Origin of the sequence: Hymenobacter sp. (assembly GCF_036388155.1) — a bacterium.
In the GTDB taxonomy this organism is placed as follows: Bacteria; Bacteroidota; Bacteroidia; order Cytophagales; family Hymenobacteraceae; genus Hymenobacter.
This window is the reverse complement of the sequence record NZ_DASVSI010000149.1, coordinates 11,285-36,897: the sequence shown is the minus strand read 5'-3', so window position 1 is coordinate 36,897 and position 25,613 is coordinate 11,285. Positions and strand designations below refer to the sequence as shown.

The following is a 25,613-nucleotide window of genomic DNA, read 5'->3' as shown; positions in this document are numbered from 1 at the left end:
CCAGCCGATACTCAAGCCACAGCAGCCACAGCAATCGCAGCTACTTTGGGTCGCTGAATAGGTCCCGCACCACCACCACGGCTTCGTCGGCGCTGGCGGCCCAGGCGTCGGCGCCGGTGCGCTCCCACAAGTCGGCGTCGTAGACGAAAGGCCGCCCGCCCACCACCACCCGCACGTGCTTGGTGGCCGGGTCGCGGCGAAGGGCGGCCACCAGTTCGCGCAGCAGCGGGACGTGGTGGGGCATGGAAGCCGCCGTCAGCAGCAATTCGACGCCGTGGTCGGCTATCATGCGGCGGATGCTGTCGAGGGGCGTGCTGGCGCCGAGGTAGCTCACGTCCCAGCCCTCGTACTCCAGAAAGTCGGCCACCATTTGCAGGCCGATGGTGTGGAGGTCGCCGGCCACGCAGGCGGCCAGCAAGCGCCGCCCGTTGCGCGGCGTGCGCTGGAAATACGGCTGCAGTTGGGCCATGACGCCCGCCGTGGCCGCGGTGCAATAATGCTCTTCGGCCACGCTGATTTCGCCGTTGTGCCAGCGGTTGCCCACTTCGCGCTGGGCGGGCTGCAGCACGTGCAGGTAGAGGTCGCGCACGTCGGTGCCGGCTTCGGCTTCGGCCAGCAGTAGGCGCTGGGCCGCGGTGCGGTCGGAAGCCAACAGCAACTCCAGGTATTCGGTGAACAGGGCCGCAAACCGCTCGGCTTCGGGCGACGCGGCCTCTGCCGCCGGAATGGCGGAGGCCGGCACCGGGGCTGCTAGGGCGTTGATGCCGGAGCTGATGATGCTGCCCGTCACGACGTACTCCCCCACGCTCATTCGCAGCAGCAGCGCCTGGCGCAAGGCCCCCAGCTGCTCGAGGGCGCTCTCGGAGCCAATCTGCTGGCTCTGCTGCAGGGCGTAGGCCTCGAACAGGGCCGGGCTGTTCATGAGCACGGCATTGGACAGGGCCAGCAGGTGCTGTTGAAGGTGGTCGATTGGGTCGAATGGCGGGCCGTCATCGACTGGCACGCCCAAGGTTGAGCTTAGTTGCTTGGCTGCGGCCTCCGACAAAGCTCCCAAATCCTGGTAGAGCCGTTGGGCAATCTGCTCGCGCAGCGTATTCGTAATGGACAAAGCAAAAGGTGCGGCCGCGGAACAGCCGCCAATTATGTGTTACCGCCCCATAACGGGGAATGAACCGGGTTTGATTCGTTGCCAGACCCGGTCAACACAAAAAATCCTTTGCCTAATTATACAACGCCGCTCACGCGGGCGGCTAAGCCGGGGCCGTTTGCTGCTTACTTACCGGGCCACGGCCTTATCTGACGGCGACTTGCAACAGCCAGGCCGCCGCTTCCTCAAGGTCAGCAAACCGCTTGAAGACGAACGCGGCGGGCGCCACCGAAACGATGGATTGAGTGGAAAGGCGATGCAAGGGATTGGCCCCTTCCACAATGGCGCAGTGATGGGTCCGGGCTTTCGCCATGGCCCGCGGAATCCAGTTTTCGGTGAGCCATTGCTGCGCCGGCCCCGACAGGGGGGCGCGTTGGCCGTGCTCCGACAATATTTTACGAGAGCCCGAATTGAGCAGCAGGGCCAGCACCTGCTCGTAAAACGCCTGAATGGTTTCGAGCGGGAGTCGCTCGGCGCTCCAGGCCAGGCGCACGTAGCCGGCCGGATGGTGGTAGAGCTTGCCAGCGGCGCTCTGAAAATAGAGCGTTTCCTGGGGACGGGGCAGCGAATTCATGGAGAAACGAGAAATGCAGAACGACTGCCGCACACAAAATTACGCGCCACTCCCGCACGTTGGTGCCAAAGGCCGCGCTGTTTCGGACTGCGCAACCGGCCAACCTGGCCCGTGGCTCGCGAGCACCGCTTGAGGGCAAGCGGCATTGGCGCCCAGCGCTGTCTTACGTTGTTAGTACCACTTTTTATTGGGTTACTTCGGCAACCACGGCCGTACTGCCCCCCGCGTCGTCGTCGGTGACGAGCAGCAGCTCCCAGTGCCCCGCGCTCAGGGTGCGGCGCACGGCCAGGCCCTCCACTTTGCCGTGGTACGCCCGGCCATCGGCCCAGGCCAGCCGGGCAAACGTGGCGGTTTGGGCGGCCAGGTTCACCAGCCCGACGTAGGAGCCCAGCACCGCGCCGTCGAGCACGGCATCGGCCGTGTCCTCCACCGAAGCCGTGACAAACAATTGCCCTTCGACGAACGCAGCCCCCGAAAAGCCCGCCGGCCGCCCTTCCAGCTGGGGAAGTGAAAACGGCTGGGCCTTGGGCGACGTTGGCGCCGCGCCGCGACCGGTCAGGAACTGCAGCGTCGCCACCAGGGGCAGCCGGAACAGCACGGCCCCGTTCGCAACCCCCACCGTGCGCTGAAAGAGCAGCAGCTCCGTGGCGGTGGTGGCCGCCGCCTCGACGTTGAATCCGGCCCCCTGCGGCAGCAAAGGGCGCAGCAGCGCGTACAGCGGCCCCAGCGCTACCTCCTGCGGCGCCCCACCCGAGATGGGCAAAAACCACCCCCGCTCCCGAGCCGGCGTGCTCCCCGACCCCAGCGCCAGCACCCCCGCCTGGCCGGTTGGCCAGGTAAGGGCCGTGAGGGCTTCGATGTCGGGCTTGGAGGTTTTGGGAATGCGGCCGGTTCCGAACTCGGCGGTTTCGAACAGCCGCACCTGCGCCAGGGCCGCCAGCGTGGTGGCGTCGAGCAGGTACACAAACGGCGCGTCGTCGCTGATGACGTAGGCCACCGGCCCGATTATTTCAATTCCCGACGCCGAGGGCAGGGCCGGCAACGCGGTTTCCGAGCGGATGGTAGCAATCATATGAAGTAAGGCGCGCGAAGGCAACTGGTGGCGGCTGCAGCCCGGCCGCAAAGGTCGATACGAATGATTACACCGGTCGGCGGTCGTCCGTGAGCCTTTACGAGCATTCTTCGCCTGAAGCGGAGCGGCGGACTTTCACGCTACACTACACCATTCAAGTCATAGTTATTAGAGTAGAGGTCGGAGGCTCCCCATCGGGTCCTGCAACGGAAAGGGCCGTGGCCGCCTCGCGCATTGCGAAGCCACCACGGCCCTTTCGGTTGGGAATCATCCCGGGAGCGTTACGGCACGTTGTTGCCGGAGAGCTGGAACGGTTTGCCGGACACTTTGTACACCCCGCCGCACTCGAACTCGGCCCGGCCATCGGCACCCATATCGTAGCGAGCGCCTCCGTTGGTGTGGAAAATGATGGGCCCGTAGCGGTAGTTTATAACTTGCTTGCCCGCGTAGTCCGACACGGTCACGATGGAAGCCTCGGTGCCGTGGGCGTCGTTGTCCTCAATCCACACTGGGTCGACCATGCGAGAATCGCGCAGGGTTTTGAACACGCTGGCCGAGTTTCCTCGCAGCTGCACCCACTTCACGGCGCGCTCGCCCCGCACAGCCACCATCAACTGGTTGCCGATGGTGCTGGGATTGCCCCAGCTTTTGTCTTTCACGTAGGCAATGCTGGTAGGGTTGTTGCCCACGTTCACGCTGCCTACCTCGGCAATGGCCGAAGGCGTACCGCCGGCAGCGGTGCCGTAACCGCCCACGCTAAACAAGCGCAGCGTGCCGTCTTCGGTGGCCACATAGGCTTGGTTGACTCCTTGCTCCAAGCTGGTGCGCACGGCCGTAGGGGCGTCGTTCAAGGTAACGGTTTTGGCTACTACCGGCGCCGCGTTCGGCGTCACAGAGAAGGCGAAGGGCCACTGGCCGGGCTGCTGGCCCAGGTTCTGGGTTTGGTCGAAGTTGCTGCGCGTAGTGAAATACATAGTGCGCACCTGGTCGAACAAGGGTTTCAGGTCCAGGAACACCGCCTTCTTTTCGGCTTTGCTGATGATGACAGCAAAGCCTGACTTGGAATACCGGTCTTTGTTGGAGCCGTTAACGAAGCTTTGGCGGTTGGTTTCGTTGGTCAGCACCAACTGTTCTTTGGTGTAACGACCGTTGCGGCCGTCCGGCGACATCATCCAGCCCTGGAAGGCATCCATGGAGGCGGAGAAGTCGGTAGAAGCCGAAATCTCGGTGGGCTGGGTTACGCCGGGCAGGTCTACGTAGCCCAGCAACTTCATGAAGGTGAACAGGCCATAGTTGCGCAAGCCGGGATACACCGCCGACCAGTCGCCCCAGAAGCGGTTGCCGGTACCGAGCGCAATCACGGCCACCTGGCCTTTGAGCGCGTCGGTGTCCCACACCGTCACCAACGCAAATTCGTTGTTGCTCGTAACGGCCACAGCGGTTGGCACTTTGTTGGAGGGCAATTTCAGCGACACGTCGCCCATGCTGGTGTTGGTGCCGAAAGCCGCAATCAGGCCGTTTTGGAACGCCACCAAGTCATTGGAAGCCCACTGGAAATAACCGTAGCCGCGGCCAATGGCCGTGGGCTGCTTCAGGGGGCCACCGTTTGCCAAGGCGTGCCGGGGCGCGTCCACGTCGGGGCTGCCGCCACCGTAGTACACCCAGGGCAGTTGCGGGCTTTCGCTGTAGGTTCCCTCGCCCATCAATACCTGCTGAATTACGTCAACACCTACCCCGCCAACGTTGTCGGCCACGTACAGCACCTGCGCCTGGTTGGTGGCATAGTCGTTTTTCGTGCGGTCTTGCGTGCCAAGCTGATAATCCCAGCCATTGCCGTTGCCATGGTTGTCGAAACGGCGGCTCGGCGGCATGTATTGGGTCGGTATACCGCCGTTGCCCGCCGTGCTCGGATTGCCGTAGCGGTAGGTCATGCCGGGAGCCAGCGAATAGTTCTGGGCCAACTGGCGGTAAGCCGCCAGGTCCAACGTAGGGGCCGGAGTTGGGGCCGGGGCGGGAGCCGGCGTGGGCGCAGGAGCAGGAGCAGGAGTTGGCGCGGGAGCAGGAGCAGGAGTTGGCGCTGGAGTCGGAGCGGGTACTGGCGCCGGCGCGGGGGCCGGGGCCGCTCCTACTTCCTCAATTCGCCAGCCTTGCGAGCAAGCGTCAGCAACGGTTGCCGACGCTGAAACGGTCTTGGGAGTGACCGCGCTGCCCAGGGCAGACGTGGTGGGGGCGCCGGTGGCCGTGCCCTCGCGAGAAACCAGCATACGCTGGCGGAGTTGCTTGGCGCCCTGGCCCACGGCCACGGTGTAGGTGCCAGCGGGCAGCTTTTTTACGTCCAAGCGGCCGGCTGCATCGAGGGGCTGATGGGGCACTACGCGGCCCAAGCCGTCGTACAGTACCACCGCTTCGGTGGGGCGAGTGCCGTTGGGCAGCAGCACGGTGACGTAATCACTGGCCGGGTTGGGGTAGGTGGTCAACCGCGCAACTTCGGGCGCTGCGGTGCCTTGGCTGGCAGCCATGCGGGCTGCACTGGAAGCCTGGGCACTGGAGGCTTGAGCCGTGCTGGCGCAGGCCTGAGGAAAGCCCTGCTGTACTAGGGCACCGTTGGCCGTTGAGCCATTGGCTACCTGCAGCAGCAACCCGCTGTGCTTGGCCGCGATGGTGTAGCCGCCGCCGGGCAACGCTTTGATGAGCCAACGCTGGTTATCGCCGCCGTGGCTGGGCCACTGCAGTACCTGCGCGTTGTTTTGGGTGGAGGCACCGCCCACGTCCAGCAACTGGCCGCTGTGGCGTGCGGCGAGGGTAACGTACCCGTTGCCCGCGTCTACAATTCGCCACTGCTGGTTCGTCTGACCAAAATAATCCCATTGCAACGCCACCTCTCCGGCTTGGGTCGAAGCACCATTGATGTCAAGACATTTACCGCTTGATTGGGAAACTATGCGGTAATACGCATTAGGATTAAACTGTCCCCATACCGGTCCAGAGGCCAGTAGCATTCCCGCAGCGGCAAAACGCCCGGCATGTGTGAATAGGTTTATCATAATATTGAAAAAAATTGTATTCTTGAAGACGTGTCAACTGACGAGTTTTTTGTGTTTTATCGTCCAGCCTTCTTTCACAAACTTAGCGACGACCTTTGATATTTCACAATCACCCCAAAAATTAATTAACGGGGCATTGTGGGCCACCTGGCAGAATAACCTCTAAAAACGCGCTCAAAACGGTTTAAAACGCGTTTAAAAGGTTGCGTTTTGAGAAAAATTAATTTTCGCTAATGACAAAATTTTACACATCATAAAAATAATCATACTTCTGCAATCGTTTTAGAAATAGTTTATTCCATTACCATAATATGTGTATTACCGGAACAACGTTCCCATTACCCGTTTTTTTTATTGTACTTTTCCAATTCATCTCCCGCTCATCTTCTTCCCAACATAACTGCCTCGCATTGCCAAAATCTCCCCTGACAGGCCCATAGTCCAGTTTTTGGAACACAACTCGCCTATTCACGTTATTTCCTTTTATTGAGATGACATTTTGCCACATAATCACAGTAGAATAGCACCGCTTGGCGGGCCGGTAAACCGTCAGACCGGCGTAGTCTATCAAAAATGTGGATTTAACCCATTAGAATATACATAATTCTATAACTTAATATTAAATGATATTAATTTTTGTCTTCACGGCCACTCTTAGCGGCGCTGTTATTAGCCGTTACTCATAGGTCCCGTGCCACTTTGAGCGTGTGACTTTCGGCTAGCGTTCAATGGTGCACAGCTTGGCGGACCATAGAAGCTGTGCGCGCGCCAACAGCCCCCGCTTAGAGACGCAGTAAACACTGCCTCGCGGGCTCGGTCAAAAGGAACGGAGCCCATACTCGCACGCAAGTTGCCGCTACCAACCCTCCTGGAAATCCTGGTAAAACTATCGGGGCGTACGAAGCCGCCGGTTGGCGACTGCCGGGACCTACTTCACAATTACTAGCTCAACCCGGCGGTTCAGGCGGCGCGTTTCCTCGCGCTCGTTGGAGAACTTGGGTTTGGAACCGCCAAAGCCCACCGTGGTGATGCGGTTTTCGTTGACGCCGCGCCCCACGAGGTAACGCTTCACTTCGGCTACCCGGTCTTCGGAGAGTTGTTGGTTTTTGTCGGCGGGGCCCACGTTGTCGGTGTGGCCTTCGAGGCGGATTTCCGTGCTCGGGCTGGCTTGTAGGGCAATGGCCAGGCGGTTGAGCTCGGTGTAGGACGACCCCAGCAGGCCAGCTTTGCCCTGCGCGAAGATGATGGTGGGCAGGTCGAGCTTGGCGCCAACCGCGGCGGGCAGCAGCAGCAGGTCGCGGCGGGGCGAGCCGGCCGCCACCAGGGTATCCCCTATCGTGAGAAAGCCGCCGCCGTTTGCCGTGAGGTAGTATTTGCCGGGCAGCAGCGACAGTTGGTAGCCGCCGGTATTGTCGGCCTTGCTGGTGGCGTTGAACTGCACGCCCGCGGCGTTAGCCAGCAGGTTGGCTTTTACGATGGCACCGGGCACGGGCTGCTTGGTGCGGGCGTCGAGCACGCGCCCGCTCACAAAAGCCCGCACCGAAGGGTCGAAGGCGGCTACTGCCGGCGCGGGGAGCGAGTCGGCGGGCACAGCGCGACCCGTGCGGTACAGGTCTTTGGTGCCGTTGGGCGTGGACGAAGACGAGAAATAGGCCGTTTTGCCGTCCGGCGCCAACGAAAGAAATGCGTTAAAGCCGGGCCCATTCAGGGCCGGGCCCAGGTTGCGCGGCACGCTCCACCGGGTCCAACTCTCGTCGAGGCGCTGGCTCACGAAGATGTCGGCCGAACCATAGCCCATGTGGCCGTAGGAAGCAAAATACAGCGTTTTGCCATCTGCAGCGAGCCAGGGAGAAAAGTCGAAGCCGGGCGAGTTCAGCACCGGGCCCAGGCTTTTGGGCTCGGTGAAGCCGCCGCTGCCGTCGGGGCGGCTCAGGTAAATGTCGTTGCCACCCTCGGCGTCGCCGCGTTCCAGGGAGAGCAGCAGGATTTTGCCGTCGTTGCTTAGGAAATAACCGGCGCCCGGCACGGCGGTATAGAAGTTGCTCACGCGCACCGGCTCGGGCTTCACTCCTTTGACCGAGCCGCTGGTACCGGCCGCCTGCGTGACTCGGCTGATGCTCTCGTCGCGGAAGCCTTGTGCATCGTAGGTGCCGCGTATATATAAGGTACCGCCGTCTTGGCCCACGGCTGCTATCACTTCGTTGTTCTGGCCCGTGTTGATGGCATCGAGGCGCGTGGGGGGACCCCAGGTCTGGCCTTTGTCGGCGCTCCGGCTTATCCACGCGTCGCCCGACTCGGTGTTGCCCTCGGTGTTGCCCGCAAATTTGGTGCGTGCGAAGTACAGGGAGTTGCCGTCGGGGCTGATGAGGGGATGCAATTCATTGCCGGCAGTATTGACAGAGCCGCCCAGCACCTGCGGCGGGCCGAAGGGCGACGGGCCTTCCAGCACGTTCAGCCGCAACGGGAACAGGCGCCACTGCTGGCTGGCGCGGCCGTTGTTTTTCTGGGCCAGCACGGGCGTACCGTTGAATTTGTCGGCGCTGGCCAGGGCGGCGCAACGGGCTTCGCTTTTGTTTTCGAGCTGGTAGCTGCCGAGCGGGCCGGCCGGCACGAGCTTCCACTGCTGCTCGGCACCGCCCTGGAAGGGGCGCTGCACCAAGGCCATGTTCTCACCGGCTTTGCTCACGGTGAGGCACTGCCCGCTGTGGCGCGCCTCGATGCGGTAGTACTCGCTGCCGGCGCGCAGCGGCACAAAGCGCCACTGCTGGCTATTGGCGTGGGTGAACTCCCACTGCACGGCCGGCGCGCCGCTGGCCGTGCTGGCACCGGCCACGTCGAGGCAGCGCCCACTGCCGCGGTCTATCAATCCATAATAGGCGCGCTCATCCGGCACGAACGGTGATTGTGCCAAGGAAAACAGCGGAAGCAGTACTAGCAGCAGTAATCGAAACATTAGCGGGGGCGCGCCGCCAAGCGGCGCGCATGGGTGAACGACGCAAAAGAACGGCGGGAAACACAAAGTGGGTTTACTGCCCGGCCCGGCGCAAAGCCAAGCCACCGGGCTTATTGGGCCGGCGGCCCTGACACTCAGCCCAATGGTTGCCCGGCCTCGGCCTTCGCCCCTACGACCTGCCTACAGGCCATATTTGCCGCGGAATTTTTTCTCCAGATAGGTCTGCTTGCTTTCCAGCGAAATGCTGCGGCCATCAATGAAGGCCCGCGACACGGCGTTGGTGCGCATGTCGAGCAAGTCGCCTTTGCTGAGCACCAGCGTGGCGCTCTTGCCGGCTTCCAGGGTGCCATAGTCTTTGTCGATGCCCATAATTTGGGCTGTGGTAAGCGTCACGGCGGTCAGGGCTTGCTCCTTGGTGAGGCCAAAGGCCACCGCCGTACCGGCTACAAAGGCGAGGTTGCGCGAGCCCGCCGTTTCCTGGTCACCTTGGTAATCCAAGCAGAAGCGGACGCCGGCGGCCTGCAGCTGCGCGGGCAGCTTGTAGGGCTGGTCGTAGTCGTCGGCGTCGCGCCGGGGCAGGGCGTGAATGCGGGACACCACCACGCTCACGTCGTTTTGCTTCAGGAAATCCAGCGCCATCCAGGCGTCTCGGGCACCCACCACGGCCAGCTTTTGCACACCCATGCGGCGGGCAAAGCGCACGGCTTCGATGATTTCCTTGCCGTAGTCGGCGTGCAGGTACAACGTTTTGCTGCCGTCGAAAATGCCGGCCAGGGAAGTCAGGCGCAGGTTTTCGCTGCGGCCTGCGGGCAGCTTGCGGTAGGCGCTGGCTTCGCCGAATAGCTGCTCCAGGTCGCGCAGTTGGGCTTCGCGGGCTTTTTGGCGACGGTCGAGGGCCGCGGCGTCTTCGTTGGGGTTCACCCGAAACACCATTGGGGGCCAGGTGAGGTGCTGGCCTTCGTCGGCGCGCACCACGGCGTCCTGCCAGTTCCAGGCGTCGAGCTGCACCACGCTGCTTTGGCCCGACAGCAAGCCGCCGCGCGGCGTGGGTTGGGCCAGCAGCACGCCGTTGGTGCGCACGGTGGGCAAGATGTCGGAGTCGGTATTGTAGGCAATGAGGGCGCGCACGTTGGGGTTCAGCGGGCCCACCTCCTGCTCGTCCACCGTGGCCCGAATGGACTCTACTTCGGTGAGGCCCAGGGTAGTGTTGGGCACTATCAGGCCGGGGTACAGGTGCTGCCCCGCGGCATCGATGGCCTCAAAACCGGCGCGGTCCTGCGTGAAACCGGACGCGGGGCCGGCGTAGGTCAGCCGGCCTTTGTCGAAAGCAACGGTGGCATTGGGCACTACCGTGCCGTTGCCCACGTGCAGCGTGGCGCCGGTAATGAGCACCGGTTTAGCTTGGGCCGGGGCCGGCGTGGGCACCTGGGCCAGGGCGGCGCAGGGCAACAGGCCAACTAATAAAAGGAATTTAAAGCTCATGGTGCTGGTCGGTGTATTGCTACGGTGCAGCGCGACCTTTCAGTCCGCGCGTGGGTGGGTGGCTCGCGGACTAAAAGTCCGCGCTACTCGGCTAGTTCTTTTTCTTGGCCAAGGGTGTCGCAGTGCCACAAGCCTTGTGGCTTGCTGGGGGCCGACTGCGTGGGCGCGCCGCCTTTTTTGGCCAGCAGCATGGCTTGCACCAGCCGCTGCCGCTCCTTCTGGATGTCGGCCCGCAACTTGGCGTCGGCGGCGAGGCTGAACATCTCGCGGCCGTCCACGAAGGTGTACTCCGGCTTGGCATAGATGCTGAGCGGGTTGTCGTTCCAGAGCACCACGTCGGCGTCCTTACCTTCTTTAATGGAACCCATGCGCGCGTCGAGGTGCAGCATCTTGGCCGGGTTGATGGTGATTAGGCGCATGGCTTCTTCCTCGGTCAGGCCGCCGTACTTCACGGTTTTGGCTGCTTCTTGGTTGAGGCGGCGGCTCATTTCGGCATCGTCGGAGTTGATGGCTACGTTCAAGCCGGCCCGCGTCATGATGGCGGCATTATAAGGTATCGCGTCGCGCACCTCATTCTTGTAGGCCCACCAGTCCGAGAACGTGCTGGCGTTGGCGCCGTGGGCTTTCATCTTGTCCGACACCTTGTAGCCTTCCAGAATGTGGGTGAAGGTGTTCACCTTGAAGCCCAGCCGGTCGGCCACGTTCAGCAGCATGTTGATTTCGCTTTGCACGTAGCTGTGGCAGGTGATGTAGCGCTGGCGGTTCAGGATTTCGACCAAGGCATCCAGCTCCAGGTCGCGGCGCGGGCCTTCAGTTTTGCTCCGTTTGCCTTTGCCGAGCTTGTTGTAGCCTGCCATCTGCTTTTCATATTCCTTGGCGCGGGTGAAAGCATCCACAAACACTTGCTCGGTGCCCATGCGCGTCTGCGGAAAACGCAGCACGTTCAACTCGCCCCAGTTGCTCTGCTTCACGTTTTCGCCTAGCGCAAACTTGATAAAGCCCGGCGCGCCCGCAATTTGCATGGCCTCGGGCGTGGCGCCCCAGCGCATTTTTATCAGCGCCGACTGCCCCCCGATGGGGTTGGCCGAGCCGTGCAGCAGCTGCGCGGCCACCACCCCACCGGCCAGGTCCCGGTAAATGCCCACGTCTTCGTTGTCCACCACGTCGCCCACGCGCACCTCGCTGGTCACGGCCTGGGTGCCTTCGTTCACGCCCCCCGCCACGGCAATGTGCGAATGCTCGTCAATGATGCCCGGCGACAGGTGCTTGCCCGTCCCGTCGATGGTGCGGCCGCCCTTTGGCTGGGCCAAGTTCTTGCCAATTTTCGAAATTTTTCCGTTTACCAGCAGCACGTCGGTGTTCTCGAGCTTGCCGGCGGCTTCGCTGGTCCACACGGTGGTATTTTTGATAAGGGTGGGCAGTTGGTCCGGCATAGCTGCTCGGCCATAGGCTGCAAACGGGAACGTCACGGCGCCCAGCACCGGCGGTGGCGTGGCTTTGGCTGAGTCGCGCTTGGCGGCCTGTGTGGCCTGCTCCTGACGCGCCGCGCGCCATTTCACCGGCGTGCCATCGGCCAGCAGTCCATCGCCTTGAAACACGCGGCCTTCTTGGGTATAGTAGCCGCTCAAGCGAACCGAGCCATCGGGGCCGGTAGCGGGCTGGCCAGCGCTGGCCGCGTTTTTGCCGCGCGACTTCTGCTTGTCTTTGGGGTTGAAAATGAGTGTGGCCAGGTCGCTCGACACCGTCACGTTGCCGCGGATGGTGTCGCCGGGCGTGGGCACAATTTTCAGCTCCGGGGCCTCGGGCTTGCCCTGAATGAGCAGGCTGCCCTCCGGCTGCTGGCCCAGTTTGAAGCTGTACACGCCACGGTAGTCGGCCGGAACGGTGCTGAGTTGGTACCGCTCGCCCTGCACCCAGTTGTCGAGTAGCACGTTGTCTTCGGCCAGAAAGCGGGCCGAGCACACGATGAAATTGGCCTCCATGCCCGGCCGTAACGCCCCTACCCGGTCTTGGGCGCGCAGCATGCGGGCGGGCGTTTCGGTGAGGGCGCGCAGGGCGGCGGTTTCGCTCAGGCCGTATTGCATGGCCTTGCGCAGGTTGGGCACAAACTTCTTTTTGTCCTTCAAGTCGGCCGCCGTGAGGGCAAACGGCACGCCGGCTTGGCTCAGCTTGGCGGGGTTGGCCGGGGCCAGTTCCCAATGCTTCAGGTCTTCGATGGGGATGCGCAGGGCGTCGTACACGTCCTCCACATCATAGGCATCGGGGTAGTTGAGGGGCAGCACAAACGTAGCGCCCGTCTTTTTCAGGTCGTCGAGGCGCTGGTATTCGTCGCCGCGCCCCTTGATGATGTACTGCTGCCCAGCCTCGTCGCCTAGCTTGTCAGCCCGCAGCGCTGAGAGCTTGTCGCTGACCTGGAAGATGGCGGGCAGGGCCTTTTGCTGGGTTAGGGCCTGCAGCGAGAGGTTGCGCTCGCGGCGCGGGTTGCGCTGGCTCCACTGCGCGTCGAGGTAGGTTTGGCGCAGCAGCGCAATGCTGCCCATCAGCGAGCCGGGATAATCCTGCGTGCTGGTGCCTTTGTCGAAGGAGAGGCCCGTGGCCGCTTGCTCGAGCAGCACCACCTCGCTTTCGCGCCGGTTGGTGTTGAGGCTGACCAGGGCCGCCGTGCCGCGCATGATGCCATCGGCCTGCTGCGTGAGCACCGCCCCGAAGCCGAGGGCCCGGTAGGCCGTGGCTTGGTCGTTGTTGATTTTGAACTGCTCGGCCGCGTTCACTTCGGGGTGAATGGCCTGGTTCCAGTTGTAAGCGCCGGTTTTCTGGCTTTCGAACTGCGGTGGCACGCGGCGAAACTGGCGCTCGGCCGCCTTGGTTTCGGGCACGCCGTAGCTGGTGTACACGTCCACAAAACCGGGGTAGATGAACTTGCCGCGCACGTCCTGCACCACCGCGCCGGCCGGGATTTTTACGGCAGACGCCGGCCCCGCGGCCACCACTTTCCCGTCCCGAATCAGCAGCGTGCCGTCGTTGATTTGGGTTTTATAATCGGTGAAAAGCGTGGCGTGGGTGAACGCAAAAACGCCCGGGCGCTGGTCATTCACGCCGTTGCGCGGAAACGTACCCGACTGCGCGTGCGCTGCCACGGCCCCCAGTCCCATCAACGCCACCAGCGGCACCCTCAAGTAAAGTTTCTCCATAATGAAGCAAGGAGTTGAGCCGTGAATCCAATGGGATTGCGCTACTTATTCCTGTTTTTTTATCAAATGTAGGCGCCGCGCATCCCGCCCGGCAACGGTTCAGCCCGATTGGAAGTAATAATCCTGCGGCGCGTTGTTCAGATTGCTTATTCTTCCACTTACTCATTCAAATTCCCATGCGCAAAGGCACCAAAGTCACCTGGAAATACGGCACCGGCACGGCCACCGGCAAGATTGAGTCCGTGCACAAAGAAGCCATTTCCCGCACCATCAAAGGCTCCGAGATTCACCGCAACGGCTCGGCCGAAGACCCCGCCCTCGTCATCGTGCAAGAGAACGGCGACAAGGTGCTCAAGCTACAGAGCGAAGTGAAAGCGGCGAAGTAGCCGTGTCTTGGCGCCTGTAGTGGCAGCGCTGCTTTCTTGCTTCAAAATTCTTAGTTAGCGGCGCAACGTGGTTACTGCCGCGCTGCCTTCGGCGATTACCGGGTTGCCATTGAGCACGAAGCGCCGCCGCTTCTGCTAAATCGCCCAAAGGGTCAAAAACCCCGCTAGTTGTCATTGAGCACGAAGCGCCGCCGCTTGTTGAAGGGGCAGGCACAACAGCCGTCGCCGACCCCAGTGGTTACCTCCAGATTGCTGATGTCGTAAGTCCGGCTGGCGCTGGGCAACAAAACGCGGTAGTTATAGTCGACTAACTTGCCCGTAGCGGCAGGCGGTGTCATCGGTCTGGTGCTCCAGTTCAGCAGTTGCAAACTCACGTAGCTGCTGTAGCCATTGCTGCTGGCCAGCAACGAGCGGGCCGTATCCAAAGGGGCCGAAAAGTCGGGGCGGGCGTAGCGCACGATGTAAGCACCTTTGATTTCGGCGGTACGAAAGCCGCTTTGCAGGCTGTCCCGGTCGAACGCTACAACGACATCACCGGCCGAGGTCACATCACAATCGCAGTTGATGCTGCCGCAACAGCCCGCCAGGCCGGCACTGAGCGCAACCACCAGCCAAAGCCCGCGAAATACTCCCCGTTTACGCTTCTTCTTCATGGTAGTAGTTGCCGGGTTGCTGCCTCTAAATGTACCTCATAAAAAAGGCCCTCCGGTGTTTACCGCAGGGCCTTTTTATGAACCAGCAAGGCCAACAGGCCCGCTTAGTCTACAGGTTGTCTTTGTCCGGCGTGATGAACGCGGCTTCCTCCATCTCGGTGGGCACCACCACGATGCCTTGCTGCAGCTTGGAGTTGCTGCGGCCGTAGATGAAGTACACGATGAAGCCGAGCAGCATCCAGCCCATGGCCACTTGCAGGGTGAAGGCGTCGAGGCCCACAATCAGCAGTGTGCACACCACGGCGCCCATGATGGGCACGAGTGGGAAGCTGGGCGACGAGAGCGGCGCGCGGAACGGCCGGGGCTGGGCGGGGTCAGACTTGCGCATCACCCACACGCCGATGCTCACCAGCACAAAGGCCAGCAGCGTACCAAACGAGGTGAGGTCGCCGGCCAACGAGCCGGGCACGAAGGCCGCAAACAGGCCCACGAACACCATCAGCATCAGGTTGGACTTGTAGGGCGTGTTGAAGCGCGGGTGCAACTCGGAGAAGGCATTGGGCATGAGGCCGTCTTTGGCCATGGAGAAGAACACCCGGCTCTGGCCCATGAGCATCACCACAATCACCGACGTGAAGCCGAGCAGGATGCCCACCGTCACGCCCGTGGCCAGCCACTCGTAGCCGGGCATGTGCGCCCGGATGGCGTAAGCCACCGAGGCCTCGCCGCCTTTGGCCGGGTCGGCAAACTCCTGCCAGTTGGCCACGCCCGTCAGCACGTGCCCAAACAGGATGTAGAGCACCGTACAAATGGCCAGCGAGCCGAGGATGCCAATAGGCATGTCGCGCTTGGGGTTTTTAGCTTCCTGCGCGGCGGTGCTCACGGCGTCGAAGCCGATGAAGGCGAAGAACACAATGCCCGCCCCGCCGATGATGCCGCCCCAGCCGTGCTTGAAAAAGCCTTCGTAGGTGCGCACCACTTCGCCTGCGCTGTTTTTCACCACGGCGTCGGCCGGAATGAGATAGGGCGTGTGGTTGGCCGGGTTAATGAACTGCCAGCCCACAGCGATGAACACCACCACAATCAGGGTTTTGAGCACCACAATCACGGCGTTGAACAGGGCCGATTCCTGCGTGCCTTTCACCAGCAACAAACTCAGCATCACGATGATGAGCAGGGCCGGCAGATTGATGAGGCCGTGCTGCTCCACCCCGTTGATAACGGCGTGCTCGAAGGGCGAATGGCTGAGATTATACGGTATACTCGTCCCAAAAACCTCCAGCAGCTTATTCAAATACTCGCTCCAGGCAATGCTCACGGTGGCCGCGCCCAGGGCATATTCCATAATCAGGGCCCAGCCGATAATCCAAGCCACAAACTCGCCCATCGTGGTGTAGGCGTACGTGTAGGCCGAGCCGGCAATCGGAATCATGGCCGCAAACTCGGCGTAACAAAGCCCGGCGAACACGCAACCAAACGCGGCCAGGATGAAGGCCAGCGTGACGCCCGGCCCCGATGCCTGGGCCGCAGCCGCGGCCGTGCGCACAAACAGGCCCGCGCCGATGATGGCGCCCACGCCCAGGGCCACGAGGTTGCCGGCGCCCAGCGTGCGCTTCAGCGCGCCGTGCCCGGAGGAGTTGGCCTCGCCCAAGAGCACGGCCAGGGGTTTTTTGGCGAAAATACTTGCCATGTGTTAGGTGTAAAGAAGGAAGAAGTGTGAAATAAAAGGGACGGTTAACCAACCCCAACTTGCGCAATGAGGGTGAAAAATACGCACTACGGCAGCGACGGGCCCGAAATATAGGCAGCAAATTCGCCCCGATGCGGTTTTCGGGCCTGTGCGACAGGCGGTGCCCCCAGCGCACGGTTGCCCTGGCCCGGTTAAACCTCCACGGTTTGGCCGCATCCAAGCCCGTGTTTTCCCTCACTTTATTGCTGCAACATGAAAACCGTTCTCTTCCTCCTCGCCGCACTGGCCACCACCGCCAGCACCGGCTTTGCCCAAGCCCCGGCCAGCGCCGGCCCGGCCGCCACCGCGCAGAAGTCGCCCGACCAGCAGGCCGCGCGCCGCGCCCAGTACCTGACCAAAGAACTCGGCCTCACCGCCGACCAGCAGGCCAAGCTGGAGCCCATCTTGCTGGCCCAACGCCAGGACATGCAGGCCCTGCGCGACAAGGCTCAGGCCGGCGGCCGTCAGGGTCTGGGCCAGGAGCTGAAAGCCAGCCAAGCCAAGTACACTGAGCAAATCCGGGCCGTGCTCACGCCCGAGCAATTCACCAAATTCGACCAACTGAAAGACGACCAGCGCGACAAGCTGCGCGAGCGCCGCGCCAACGGCCAGGGCATACGGGCCCGGAATTAATCCGGGCCGTTCGTCTGCAGAAAGCGCCCGCTCATCAATGCCTGCCCCCTTCGCGCGCTTCCATCCAACACTTGGCACAGGGCTTGCAAATGCGTTGGCAAGCGTGCAAAACCACCCGTACCCTTCCTTGCTTCACTTCCCTTTATTTTCTTCCTATATCCTAGAATCATGAAAAAGACCCTGATGCTGCTCGCTGCCTTGTCCTTTGCCACTGCCGGCACCAGCTTTGCCCAAACCGCACCCGCCGCCAGCACCACCATGAAGGCCCAAAAAGGCAAGGGCGACCGCAAAACTCCCGCCCAGAAAGCCGACCACAAAGCCGCCAAGATGGCCAAGGAACTCGGCCTCACCGCCGACCAGGAAGCCAAAGTAGAGCAGTTGATGCTGGCCCGCCAGCAGGAAACGGCCGCCTTCAAAGCCAAGTACGGCACCGACAAAAACGCCGGCCGTAACGAGATGAAAGCGTCGCACGAGAAGTACAACGCGCAGCTCAAGCAAATCCTGACGCCTGAACAATACGCCAAAATGGGCCAACTGAAAGCCGAGCACCGCGGCCACGCCAAAGGCGGCAAAATGAAGGCCAAAACCAAAGCGTAGTTCTTCGGCCAAGCCCCAACTACCCAAAGCCCCCGCCCACCCGGCGGGGGCTTTTTTGCGTCCTCCGCTCAACCTCAACGATTCGACGCGTGACGGCCTTTGCTTATATTTGGCCAAGCCACCCGGCTGTTTTGGTCCTAATTCTTCCCCCATGCCTCCCCTCCCCAGTAGCACGGCCTCGGCCGTGCAAATCCAGCAGTTTTACGACAAGGGCCTGGCCCACGCGAGCTACGCCGTACGCTGCGGCCGCCAAGTCGTCATCATCGACCCGGGCCGCGACCCCCAGCCGTATTACGATTTTGCCGACGAGCACGAGGCCGACGTCATTGCCGTGATTGAGACGCACCCGCACGCCGATTTTGTGTCGTCGCACCTGGAAATTGCCGAAGAAACCGAGGCCACCATCTACTGCAGCAGGCTGGTCGGGGCCAAATACCCCCACAAAGCCTTCGACGACGGCGACCGCATCAAACTGGGCAGCGTGGAGCTGCACGCCATCAACACACCCGGCCACTCGCCCGACAGCATCAGCATCCTGCTGCTGGACGAATTGGCGCAGAGCCGCGCCGTGTTTACCGGCGACACCCTGTTTGTGGGCGACGTGGGCCGGCCCGACCTCCGCGAGGAAGAAGCCGTGGGCGGCCACAAGCGCGAGGAGCTCGCCGCCCAGCTCTACCACAGCACCCGCAACAAGCTCATGACCCTGCCCGGCACCACCCGCGTGTACCCCGCGCACGGCCCCGGCAGCCTCTGCGGCAAAACCACCAGCCCCGACCTCGACAGCACCATTGCCAAGGAGCTGAAGACCAACTATGCCCTGCAGCCCATGTCGGAGGGTGAATTCATCAGGGTGTTGCTCGAAGACCAGCCCTTCGTGCCGAAGTACTTCGGCCATGACGTGAAGCTGAACAAACTGGGCGCCCCCAGCTTCGAAGACAGCATCCGGGCCGTGCCGCACTTGAGCAGCACCGCCACCCTGGAGCCCGGCTTCCTCATCATCGACTCGCGCCCGGCGGCCAAGTTCCGCGCGGGCCACCTGCCCGGCGCCATCAACCTGCAGGACGGCGGCAAATTCGAAACCTGGCTGGGCTCGGTAGTTAGCCCCGACGAGAAGTTCTACCTGCTGGCTGACACAAATATTGCGCTGGACACGGTGGTGCGCAAAACCGCCAATATCGGCTACGAGGGCACCATCAAAGGCGCGCTGCTGGCCCCCACGGCCCTGCCAGCTACCTCCCCTGTCGTCGATGTGGCTCAGGTGCGCGAGCATCCCGAGGCTTTCACCATCGTCGACATTCGCAACCGCGCCGAGGCCAAAGTGCCCATCTTTGAAAATGCCCTGCTCATTCCGCTGCCCGAGCTGCGCGAGCGCGCCCACGAAATCCCGACCGACAAGCCCGTGCTCATCCACTGCGCAGGGGGCTACCGCTCGGCGGCCGGGGCCAGCATCGTGCAGCAAGCGCTGCCCGGCGTGGAGGTGCTGGATTTAGGCGAGGCCATTACCGAGTTTCAGAAGCAGGCGGTACACTAGTGGCCACAGGCATTGTGCATCAGTGCACTCAAATCAAATGCGGGTGTAACGAGGCTTTGTAAGTCTAAACTAAATCTTCTACTTCATTTCAATTGGTGCTAAAGTCCCGGCGAAGTTTTATCAAGTATGGCTTAGCCATATCAGCCGGGACGGTTGCAGCAGACGCGTTTTGGGCCGAGAAGCATTTCTTCGAAATCAATGAGTTTTATTTCCACGCTTCTAATGCAAGCACCCGCAACATAAAGCTTATTCAACTCTCAGACCTACACCTGCAATCCATAGACTCCCAAATAATTCGCTTAACCAAAAAGATTAACGAGCTGCGCCCTGACCTTCTTTTAATAACGGGCGATGCCGTAGACGAAGCGGATAAAACATTATTGCTTAGTGATTTTCTGAAACTGATTAACCAAGATATTCAGAAGGTGGCTATTCTGGGAAATTGGGAGTATTGGGGTAAAATTGACTTAACTCAGTTGACAACTATTTACGAGCAACACAACTGCACATTACTAATTAATAAAACCAAGCAGTACGCCTTTTTCGGCAAAACAATATCCATCATCGGGATAGACGATTACATAGGGGGCAACTCCAACTTCGAACTAGCAATAGAGAACTTCCAATCGAGCGACTACCATGTAGTGCTGAATCATTGCCCCGAATACAGCACCCGCGTTGCATCATTGGCCCACAAGGGCTTACCTATTGACTGCATTTTGTCAGGCCACACGCATGGGGGGCAAATAACGCTGTTGGGCTACGCGCCTTTCCGGCCACCAGGAAGCGGGAGATACTTGAAAGGTTGGTATGAGCTTGACACATGCCGACTCTATGTTTCAAAAGGAATAGGGACCAGCACGATACCTGCCCGATTCGGAGCCCGAGCGGAAATAGCCGTTTTCAATTTCCCTGTTTAACCGCCTATTTTCCCAGCTATATTCTTATTTTTTCGATTCTTCTCTTTCCTCGCCGCCTAGGTATCTTTGAGATTATCCTAACCCCATGCGCGTCCTTCACACCGCCGACTGGCACCTTGGCCAGCACTTCCTCACGGGCCAAGAACGCACCACCGAACAGCAGGCTTTCCTGGAATGGCTGCTGCTGACGGTGAAGGCGGAAGGCATTGAGGTGCTGGTGATAGCCGGCGACATTTTCGACACCCAAACGCCGTCGTACACGGCGCAGGAGCTGTACTATACCTTCTTGGTGAAGATGCAGGCCACCGGCTGCCGCGACATTGTGGTGGTGGGCGGCAACCACGACTCCCCCACCATGCTCAACGCCTCGCGGCAACTGTTGCGCCAGCTCCGCATTCACGTGGTGGGCGGCGTACCCGCCGACCCCGCCGAGCAGGTGCTGCACCTCAACGGGGCCGATGGCCGGCCGGGGCTGGTGGTATGCGCCGTGCCCTTCTTGCGCGACCGCGACATTCGCCTGGCCGTGGCCGGTGAGACGCTGGACGACCGCCAGATTCGCATTCGCCAGAGCATTGCCGGGCACTATGCGGCCCTGGCTGAGTGCGAAGCGGTGATGCGCCAGCGCGAGCAGGACGTGCCCGTGCTGGCCACCGGCCACTTGTACGCCGCCGGCGGCGAAGCCCGCGAAGGCGCCGAGCGCGACGTGCACATCGGCGGCTTGGGCTTGATTGGCGCCGAGCATTTCCCGGCGGCGTTCGACTACGTGGCCCTGGGCCACCTGCACCGCCCGCAAGTGGTGGGCGGCCGCGCGCACATTCGCTACTCGGGCTCGCCGGTGCCGCTCTCGTTCACCGAAGCCGACGATAAGCAGCAAGTGCTTTTGCTCGAGTTCAGAGGAGCCGGCGCCCCCACCATTACGTCCCTGCCAGTGCCGGTTACGCGCCGCTTGCAGCGCTTCCACGGCACGCTGGAAGAGGTGGAGGCCGACATCCTGGCCTACGACAATTCCGCGTTTCAACTGGTGGCCTGGGCCGATGTGCTGGTGCGGTCCGACGAAGCGCCCGCCGAAGTGCAGCGCCGCGTGCAAGCCGTGTTGCAGTTGCAGAAAGCCCAAGTACTGGCCCCCAAAGGCGTGCGCCACCAGCGCGCCACCGAAGTGCCCGACTTGGCCGACGCGACGGTGCCGCTGGCGCTGCTGCACGAGCTGACCGTGGACGAAGTATTCGGCCGGCGCGTGGCGGGCCTGCCGCCCGAGCGCGCCGCGGCCCTCACCGCCACGTTTGGCGAGCTGCGCCAGCTCTTGGCAGAAAGCGACCCGCTGGCCTGGGGCGGTACTTCCGACTGAGCTGACCAATCTTATTTCCGTTGCTTTACCTCCTTATTTATCACTCCTTTTATTGCATTCCTTGAAAAAATCCCTACTTCCTATCATTGCGTTGGCTACCCTTTTGGGCACCACTACCCAGGCCTGGGCCCAGGCCAATTTGGTGCACGGCATCAGCGCGGGCATTGGCTTGGCACGCGCCGCTGGCCGCAACAACGACGCCAAGTCCGACTTGCCGGTGGCTACCACCTCCACCTACCGGGGCCACTCGTTTGCCATGCTGCGCACCCCGGCCGACCAGCTGCCCAAGAAAGGCGCCGCGGAAGTGACGGAGGTGGAAACCCAGCTCGACCGCTTCCACACCGCCATGCTCGCCGACTCGACCAGCTCCTTCTGCACGCCCGAGCAGCGCAAAGCCATTCAAACGGCACTGGTCAGCCTGGGCCGGGCGCAATCACGCTGGGACATGCAGCCCTATCAGCAAGAAGCCACTTTTTACCTAGCCGAAGACGCCCGCCGCCAGCAGAAAGCCCTTGCTGCTCCGGCAAAGTAAGGCGGCACGGTTTATCCCCGAAATTGTTCTTACGCCCGCGCCACCAGCAAGCATCTGGTGTCCGCGGGCGTAATTTTATGTTATGAAGATTATCAGCGTCCGCTTCGCTAACCTTAATTCGCTGCCCGGTCCGTTTCTGATTCGCTTCGATGAAACGCCCTTGGCAGACACGGGGCTCTTCGCCATCACGGGCCCCACGGGCGCGGGCAAAAGCACGCTGCTCGACGCCATTTCGGTGGGCCTCTACGGCCGCGTGCCGCGCCACGACCGCCAAGTGGGCGAGATGGTGAGCCGCCACGCCAAGGACGCTTTTTCGGAAGTGGAGTTTGAAGTGCACGAAACCAACCCCGACACCGGCCAGGTGGACCGGGTGCGCTACCGCTCGCGCTGGGAAGTGAAGCGTAAAGTGCGCGGCGAAGACAAAGGCAGCCTGAACGCCGACGCCATGACGCTGGTAATGAGCCCGTCCAACGTTGCCGTGGTGAGCGGCAAGGAGGCCGTGCCGCGGCGGGTGGGCGAAGTGTCGGGCCTCGACTTCGGGCAGTTTGAGCAATCGGTGCTGCTGAGCCAGGGCAAGTTTGCGCGCTTCCTGCACGCGCCGGAAAAAGAGCGCAGCGCCCTGCTCGAGAAGATGACCAATGTGGGCATTTACTCGCGGCTGTCGGTGGCGGCGTTTGAAAAAGCCAAGGAAGAAGAGCTGAAAACCCGGCTGCTGCGCGCCAAGCTGGACGCCACCCGGCTGCTGTCGGAAGAAGAGCGCGCCGAGCTGGAAGCGCAATTGGAGGTGCTGCACCAGCAGGCCGAGCAGCACTACGAGGAGCAGCAGGAGCTAAACGTGTGCCTGACTTGGCGTACTATTCTGGACCAGCTCGACCGGCAACTGCGCGACACGGCCCGCGAGGTGGAAAAACTCCGTGCCGACGACGAAGCCCTGCAGCCCGATTTTGCCCGGCTCGACGGCCACACCCGCGCGGCGGCCCTGGCGAAGCCGCTGGCCCTGGTGGCGGCCGCCCAGCGCGAGATGGACAACGACACCGCGCAGCTGCGCGAGTTGGAGCAGTCGCTGCCCGTGCTGGCGGAGGCCACCACGGCCGCCGAGGCCGCGCACGGCGTCGCCACGGCGGCGCACGCCCTGGCCCTGGTGGAGGAAAACCGCCTCCGGCCCGTGCTCAGAAAAGCTCAGCAGCAGGACGCCGAGATTGCGGCGGCGCAGCGGCAGCTTACGCTGAAGCGCCAGGAATTTGACAACACTCAGCACACCAACCAAGAAGCCGAAGCAGCCCTGGGCAAGCAGGCGGCCGAAATCGAAGCCCTGCAAAGCCAGGACGCCCTACTGAAAAGCTGGCTCATCGACCACAGCGCCGAGGTAGAGTTGAAAAACCAAGTGCTGGCCCTGGACCGGGAAATAATTGACTTGCAGGGCGCCCAGCGGGAAATTGCTACCCGCGAGGCGCGCCGGGCCGAGCTGCGCAAAAACCAACGCGAAGTAGCCGCCGACCTGCTTCGGCAACAAGGCCTGGAAACGGACGCGCTGGCCCGCCAGCAGGCCATCAAGGACGAAGGCCAGCCCTGCCGCACCGAGCGCGACGCCCTGCTGCACGGCACCACCGCGGCGGCCCTGGCCCAGCGCGCCGACGACCTCACCACGCAGCTCCAGCAATTGCAACTGCTTCTGCCCAAAGCCGAAGCGGTGCAGGAGCAACAGGCCCGAGTGGAGCAGCTGGATGCCCAGATTGAGCAGGAAGCCCCTGCCCTGGCGGCGGCCGAAACGGCCGTAGCGCACCTGGAAACCCGCCGGGCCGACGGCCAGCAGCTGCTGGAAAGCTACCGCCGCGAACTCCGCACCCAGCAAGCCCTGGCCGACCTCAACGCCCACCGCCAGCACCTGCAGCCCGGCCAGCCATGCCCACTGTGCGGGGCTTCGGAGCACGCCTTTGCGGCCGATTTTGCGGCGGAATTTGACGAGCAGGAACAGCGCGTAACTCGCCAGCAGCAGGCCCTGACTGCCTTGGAGGAGGAACTGCGCCGCGCCTCTTCCGCCTGCACGCGCCACCAAACCGAGCGGCGCCAACGCCAGCAGTTGCGCCAAGACGCGGCAGTGGCGGCCGAAGCGGCTCGTCGGCAAGTGTTTTCGCTGGCGGCGGCTCTGGTGCCAGCCCCCGCCCAGCCCACCGACCCCGCCTCGCTCCGGGCTCTGCTGAACGCTGCCACTGCCCAACAGGCCGCCGCCGTGGCCGACCGCCGCTGCCTAGCCGTGCTCGATGAAAAGCTGACCGAATTGCGGGAGAAATACTCGCAAGCCGGCGAAGCGGCCGGGGCCGCTCAGCGCGAGATTCCGCGCTTGCTAGAGCGTAAGTCTACCATCGAGCAGGAGCTGGCCAAGCTGGAGGAGGAGCTGCTGGAATGGCAGGAGCAGGCCGAAATATTCCAGAGCACCGTGCAGGATTTTTTGCGTCCGCACCAGCTTACTTTGCCCGCTCGGCCACCTTACGACGGCATTTTGGCCACCCTGCGGGAACGCGCCGACGAGTACGAAGCCCAGGTAAACACCCTCACCCAGCTGGGCAAAACGCTGCTGGAGAAAACCAGCGAGCACAAAGCCCGCGCCGAGGAGCTGGAGCGTAATAAAGTACAGCTGGCCGCCGCCGCCGCCGTGCTTGAAGCCGACCACCTGGCCCTTGAGCAGCAGCAGGCCGCCCGCCGCGCCTACTACACCGGCTCCGACCCCAGCGCCGAAGCCGAGCAGCTGCGCCAAGCCACGCAAAAACTGGCCGATGCCTCGACAGCGGCGCAAAGCCAGCTGGCCCGCCAGCAGCAGGAACTGGCCATCAAGCAAAACGCCCATGCCTCGCTGCAAACCCAGCTGGTGCAGCACCGCACAGCCCACGCCGACCGCCAGGCCGAACTAGCCGCGGCCCTTGCGGCGGCGGGCCTGGCCACTGCGGCCGAGGCCCAGGCGCTGTTGCTGCCCGAGACCGAAGCCGAACGCCTGCACCGCCGCCGCCAAGAACACCTCACGGCCCAAGCCGCCGCCGCGCGCCGCCTATCCGACCTCACCACCGAGCAACATCGCCACGCCGAGGCCGGCCTCACTCCCCACTCGACTGCCGAACTAACGGCCCAGCTCAACGCGCTTTCGGCGGCCGACGACACGCTGCAGCAAAAGCTGGGCGCCGTGAGCAACCAGCTCAGCCAAGACGATGCGGCCCGCCAAATCCAGGCCGACGGCTTGCGCGAACTGCAGCAGCGCCAGCTGGAAGAACAGCGGTGGCAGGACTTGAGCGAGCAGATTGGCTCGGCCCGGGGCGACAAGTTTAGCCAGTTTGCGCAGGGGCTCACGCTCACGCACCTGGCCCGACTGGCCAACTTGCGCCTGCGCCAGCTTACCGGGCGCTACACCATTCTCAAAACGCCCCACCGCAACCTGGAGCTACAAATCGTGGACCACGACCAGGCCGATACGGTGCGCCCCATGGCCTCGCTCTCGGGTGGCGAAAGCTTCCTGGTGAGCTTAGCCTTGGCGCTGGGCCTGAGCGAGTTGGCCGGCCACAAGGCCCGCATCGAGTCGCTGTTCATCGACGAGGGCTTTGGCACGCTCGACCCCGATGCGCTGAACACTGCCCTCGACGCGCTGGAGCGGCTGCAGCACTCGGGCAAGATGATTGGCATCATTTCCCACGTTTCTGGCCTCAAGGACCGCATCAGTACCCAAATTCGGGTGCGGCCCGGCGCGGGCGGCAACAGCTCCGTTCACGTGGTGGACGTAATGGGCGATGAGACCAGCTGCGCGGTTCGGTAACGGGTATTAGGCTGTGAGGAGAGTA

17 protein-coding genes are annotated in these 25,613 nt (G+C 62.4%); 8 read left to right on the top strand and 9 right to left on the bottom strand.

Annotated elements, in window-relative coordinates; all coding sequences use genetic code 11:
- Positions 1 to 40 precede the first annotated feature (40 nt).
- From VF629_RS21475 to VF629_RS21445, 7 genes are all read right to left on the bottom strand, one after another.
- Positions 41 to 1,108 (bottom strand): cobalamin B12-binding domain-containing protein, encoded by a 1,068-nt coding sequence (locus VF629_RS21475; RefSeq protein ID WP_331060560.1) that lies wholly within the window; start codon positions 1,106 to 1,108, stop codon positions 41 to 43.
- 184 nt (positions 1,109 to 1,292) lie between these two features.
- Complete coding sequence (locus VF629_RS21470; protein ID WP_331060559.1) at positions 1,293 to 1,721, bottom strand: hypothetical protein; 429 nt, start codon at positions 1,719 to 1,721, stop codon at positions 1,293 to 1,295.
- Positions 1,722 to 1,905: 184 nt separating this feature from the next.
- Complete coding sequence (locus VF629_RS21465) at positions 1,906 to 2,793, bottom strand: DUF6929 family protein (RefSeq protein ID WP_331060558.1); 888 nt, start codon at positions 2,791 to 2,793, stop codon at positions 1,906 to 1,908.
- 281 nt (positions 2,794 to 3,074) lie between these two features.
- Entirely contained in the window at positions 3,075 to 5,792 is a 2,718-nt protein-coding gene (locus tag VF629_RS21460; RefSeq protein WP_331060575.1) for an RICIN domain-containing protein, read from the bottom strand.
- 973 nt (positions 5,793 to 6,765) lie between these two features.
- Positions 6,766 to 8,748 (bottom strand): RICIN domain-containing protein, encoded by a 1,983-nt coding sequence (locus tag VF629_RS21455; RefSeq protein ID WP_331060557.1) that lies wholly within the window; start codon positions 8,746 to 8,748, stop codon positions 6,766 to 6,768.
- A gap of 222 nt (positions 8,749 to 8,970) precedes the next feature.
- Positions 8,971 to 10,272 carry an amidohydrolase family protein gene (locus VF629_RS21450; protein ID WP_331060556.1) on the bottom strand — a complete coding sequence of 434 codons (1,302 nt, stop codon included), beginning with the start codon at positions 10,270 to 10,272 and terminating at the stop codon, positions 8,971 to 8,973.
- 83 nt (positions 10,273 to 10,355) lie between these two features.
- Positions 10,356 to 13,463, bottom strand: a complete 3,108-nt coding sequence (locus VF629_RS21445) for an amidohydrolase family protein (RefSeq protein WP_331060555.1) — start codon at positions 13,461 to 13,463, stop codon at positions 10,356 to 10,358.
- Positions 13,464 to 13,639: 176 nt separating this feature from the next.
- On the opposite strand from VF629_RS21445, the gene VF629_RS21440 reads away from it, so the two are divergent.
- A complete protein-coding gene (locus VF629_RS21440) occupies positions 13,640 to 13,849 on the top strand; it encodes a DUF2945 domain-containing protein (RefSeq protein ID WP_331060554.1) in 210 nt (69 codons plus the stop codon).
- Between the two features lie 164 nt (positions 13,850 to 14,013).
- Here the strand turns inward: VF629_RS21440 and VF629_RS21435 are convergent, their stop codons facing one another.
- Together VF629_RS21435 and VF629_RS21430 are read right to left on the bottom strand one after the other, a co-directional pair.
- A complete protein-coding gene (locus tag VF629_RS21435; protein ID WP_331060553.1) occupies positions 14,014 to 14,502 on the bottom strand; it encodes a hypothetical protein in 489 nt (162 codons plus the stop codon).
- Positions 14,503 to 14,611: 109 nt separating this feature from the next.
- On the bottom strand, positions 14,612 to 16,192 hold the full coding sequence (locus VF629_RS21430; RefSeq protein ID WP_331060552.1) for an amino acid permease: 1,581 nt from the start codon (positions 16,190 to 16,192) through the stop codon (positions 14,612 to 14,614).
- A 252-nt stretch (positions 16,193 to 16,444) separates the two neighbouring features.
- Here VF629_RS21430 and VF629_RS21425 point away from each other — a divergent pair, with 252 nt between their 5' ends.
- The 7 genes from VF629_RS21425 to VF629_RS21395 all read left to right on the top strand — a co-directional run bounded on the left by VF629_RS21425 (position 16,445) and on the right by VF629_RS21395 (position 25,588).
- Positions 16,445 to 16,864 carry a hypothetical protein gene (locus VF629_RS21425; protein WP_331060551.1) on the top strand — a complete coding sequence of 140 codons (420 nt, stop codon included), beginning with the start codon at positions 16,445 to 16,447 and terminating at the stop codon, positions 16,862 to 16,864.
- Between the two features lie 168 nt (positions 16,865 to 17,032).
- Entirely contained in the window at positions 17,033 to 17,461 is a 429-nt protein-coding gene (locus VF629_RS21420; protein ID WP_331060550.1) for a hypothetical protein, read from the top strand.
- Positions 17,462 to 17,612: 151 nt separating this feature from the next.
- Positions 17,613 to 18,992 carry an MBL fold metallo-hydrolase gene (locus VF629_RS21415; protein WP_331060549.1) on the top strand — a complete coding sequence of 460 codons (1,380 nt, stop codon included), beginning with the start codon at positions 17,613 to 17,615 and terminating at the stop codon, positions 18,990 to 18,992.
- Between the two features lie 95 nt (positions 18,993 to 19,087).
- On the top strand, positions 19,088 to 19,912 hold the full coding sequence (locus VF629_RS21410) for a metallophosphoesterase (protein ID WP_331060574.1): 825 nt from the start codon (positions 19,088 to 19,090) through the stop codon (positions 19,910 to 19,912).
- Positions 19,913 to 19,997: 85 nt separating this feature from the next.
- The gene (gene sbcD / locus VF629_RS21405) at positions 19,998 to 21,257 is read left to right on the top strand and encodes an exonuclease subunit SbcD (RefSeq protein WP_331060548.1); all 1,260 of its coding nucleotides are present in this window, start codon (positions 19,998 to 20,000) and stop codon (positions 21,255 to 21,257) included.
- A gap of 61 nt (positions 21,258 to 21,318) precedes the next feature.
- Positions 21,319 to 21,789 carry a hypothetical protein gene (locus VF629_RS21400; protein ID WP_331060547.1) on the top strand — a complete coding sequence of 157 codons (471 nt, stop codon included), beginning with the start codon at positions 21,319 to 21,321 and terminating at the stop codon, positions 21,787 to 21,789.
- Between the two features lie 82 nt (positions 21,790 to 21,871).
- Positions 21,872 to 25,588 carry an AAA family ATPase gene (locus tag VF629_RS21395; protein ID WP_331060546.1) on the top strand — a complete coding sequence of 1,239 codons (3,717 nt, stop codon included), beginning with the start codon at positions 21,872 to 21,874 and terminating at the stop codon, positions 25,586 to 25,588.
- The last annotated feature ends 25 nt before the right edge of the window (positions 25,589 to 25,613 follow it).

Excerpts from the sequence above, each read along its gene's own strand:
- VF629_RS21425 (WP_331060551.1), top strand. The coding sequence starts at position 16,445 with ATGAAAACCGTTCTCTTCCTCCTCGCCGCACTGGCCACCACCGCCAGC.
- VF629_RS21460 (WP_331060575.1), bottom strand. The coding sequence starts at position 5,792 with ATGCTACTGGCCTCTGGACCGGTATGGGGACAGTTTAATCCTAATGCG.
- VF629_RS21470 (WP_331060559.1), bottom strand. The coding sequence starts at position 1,721 with ATGAATTCGCTGCCCCGTCCCCAGGAAACGCTCTATTTTCAGAGCGCC.
- VF629_RS21465 (WP_331060558.1), bottom strand. The coding sequence starts at position 2,793 with ATGATTGCTACCATCCGCTCGGAAACCGCGTTGCCGGCCCTGCCCTCG.
- VF629_RS21395 (WP_331060546.1), top strand. The coding sequence starts at position 21,872 with ATGAAGATTATCAGCGTCCGCTTCGCTAACCTTAATTCGCTGCCCGGT.
- VF629_RS21415 (WP_331060549.1), top strand. The coding sequence starts at position 17,613 with ATGCCTCCCCTCCCCAGTAGCACGGCCTCGGCCGTGCAAATCCAGCAG.
- VF629_RS21450 (WP_331060556.1), bottom strand. The coding sequence starts at position 10,272 with ATGAGCTTTAAATTCCTTTTATTAGTTGGCCTGTTGCCCTGCGCCGCC.
- VF629_RS21420 (WP_331060550.1), top strand. The coding sequence starts at position 17,033 with ATGAAAAAGACCCTGATGCTGCTCGCTGCCTTGTCCTTTGCCACTGCC.
- VF629_RS21430 (WP_331060552.1), bottom strand. The coding sequence starts at position 16,192 with ATGGCAAGTATTTTCGCCAAAAAACCCCTGGCCGTGCTCTTGGGCGAG.
- VF629_RS21440 (WP_331060554.1), top strand. The coding sequence starts at position 13,640 with ATGCGCAAAGGCACCAAAGTCACCTGGAAATACGGCACCGGCACGGCC.
- VF629_RS21445 (WP_331060555.1), bottom strand. The coding sequence starts at position 13,463 with ATGGAGAAACTTTACTTGAGGGTGCCGCTGGTGGCGTTGATGGGACTG.
- VF629_RS21435 (WP_331060553.1), bottom strand. The coding sequence starts at position 14,502 with ATGAAGAAGAAGCGTAAACGGGGAGTATTTCGCGGGCTTTGGCTGGTG.
- sbcD (WP_331060548.1), top strand. The coding sequence starts at position 19,998 with ATGCGCGTCCTTCACACCGCCGACTGGCACCTTGGCCAGCACTTCCTC.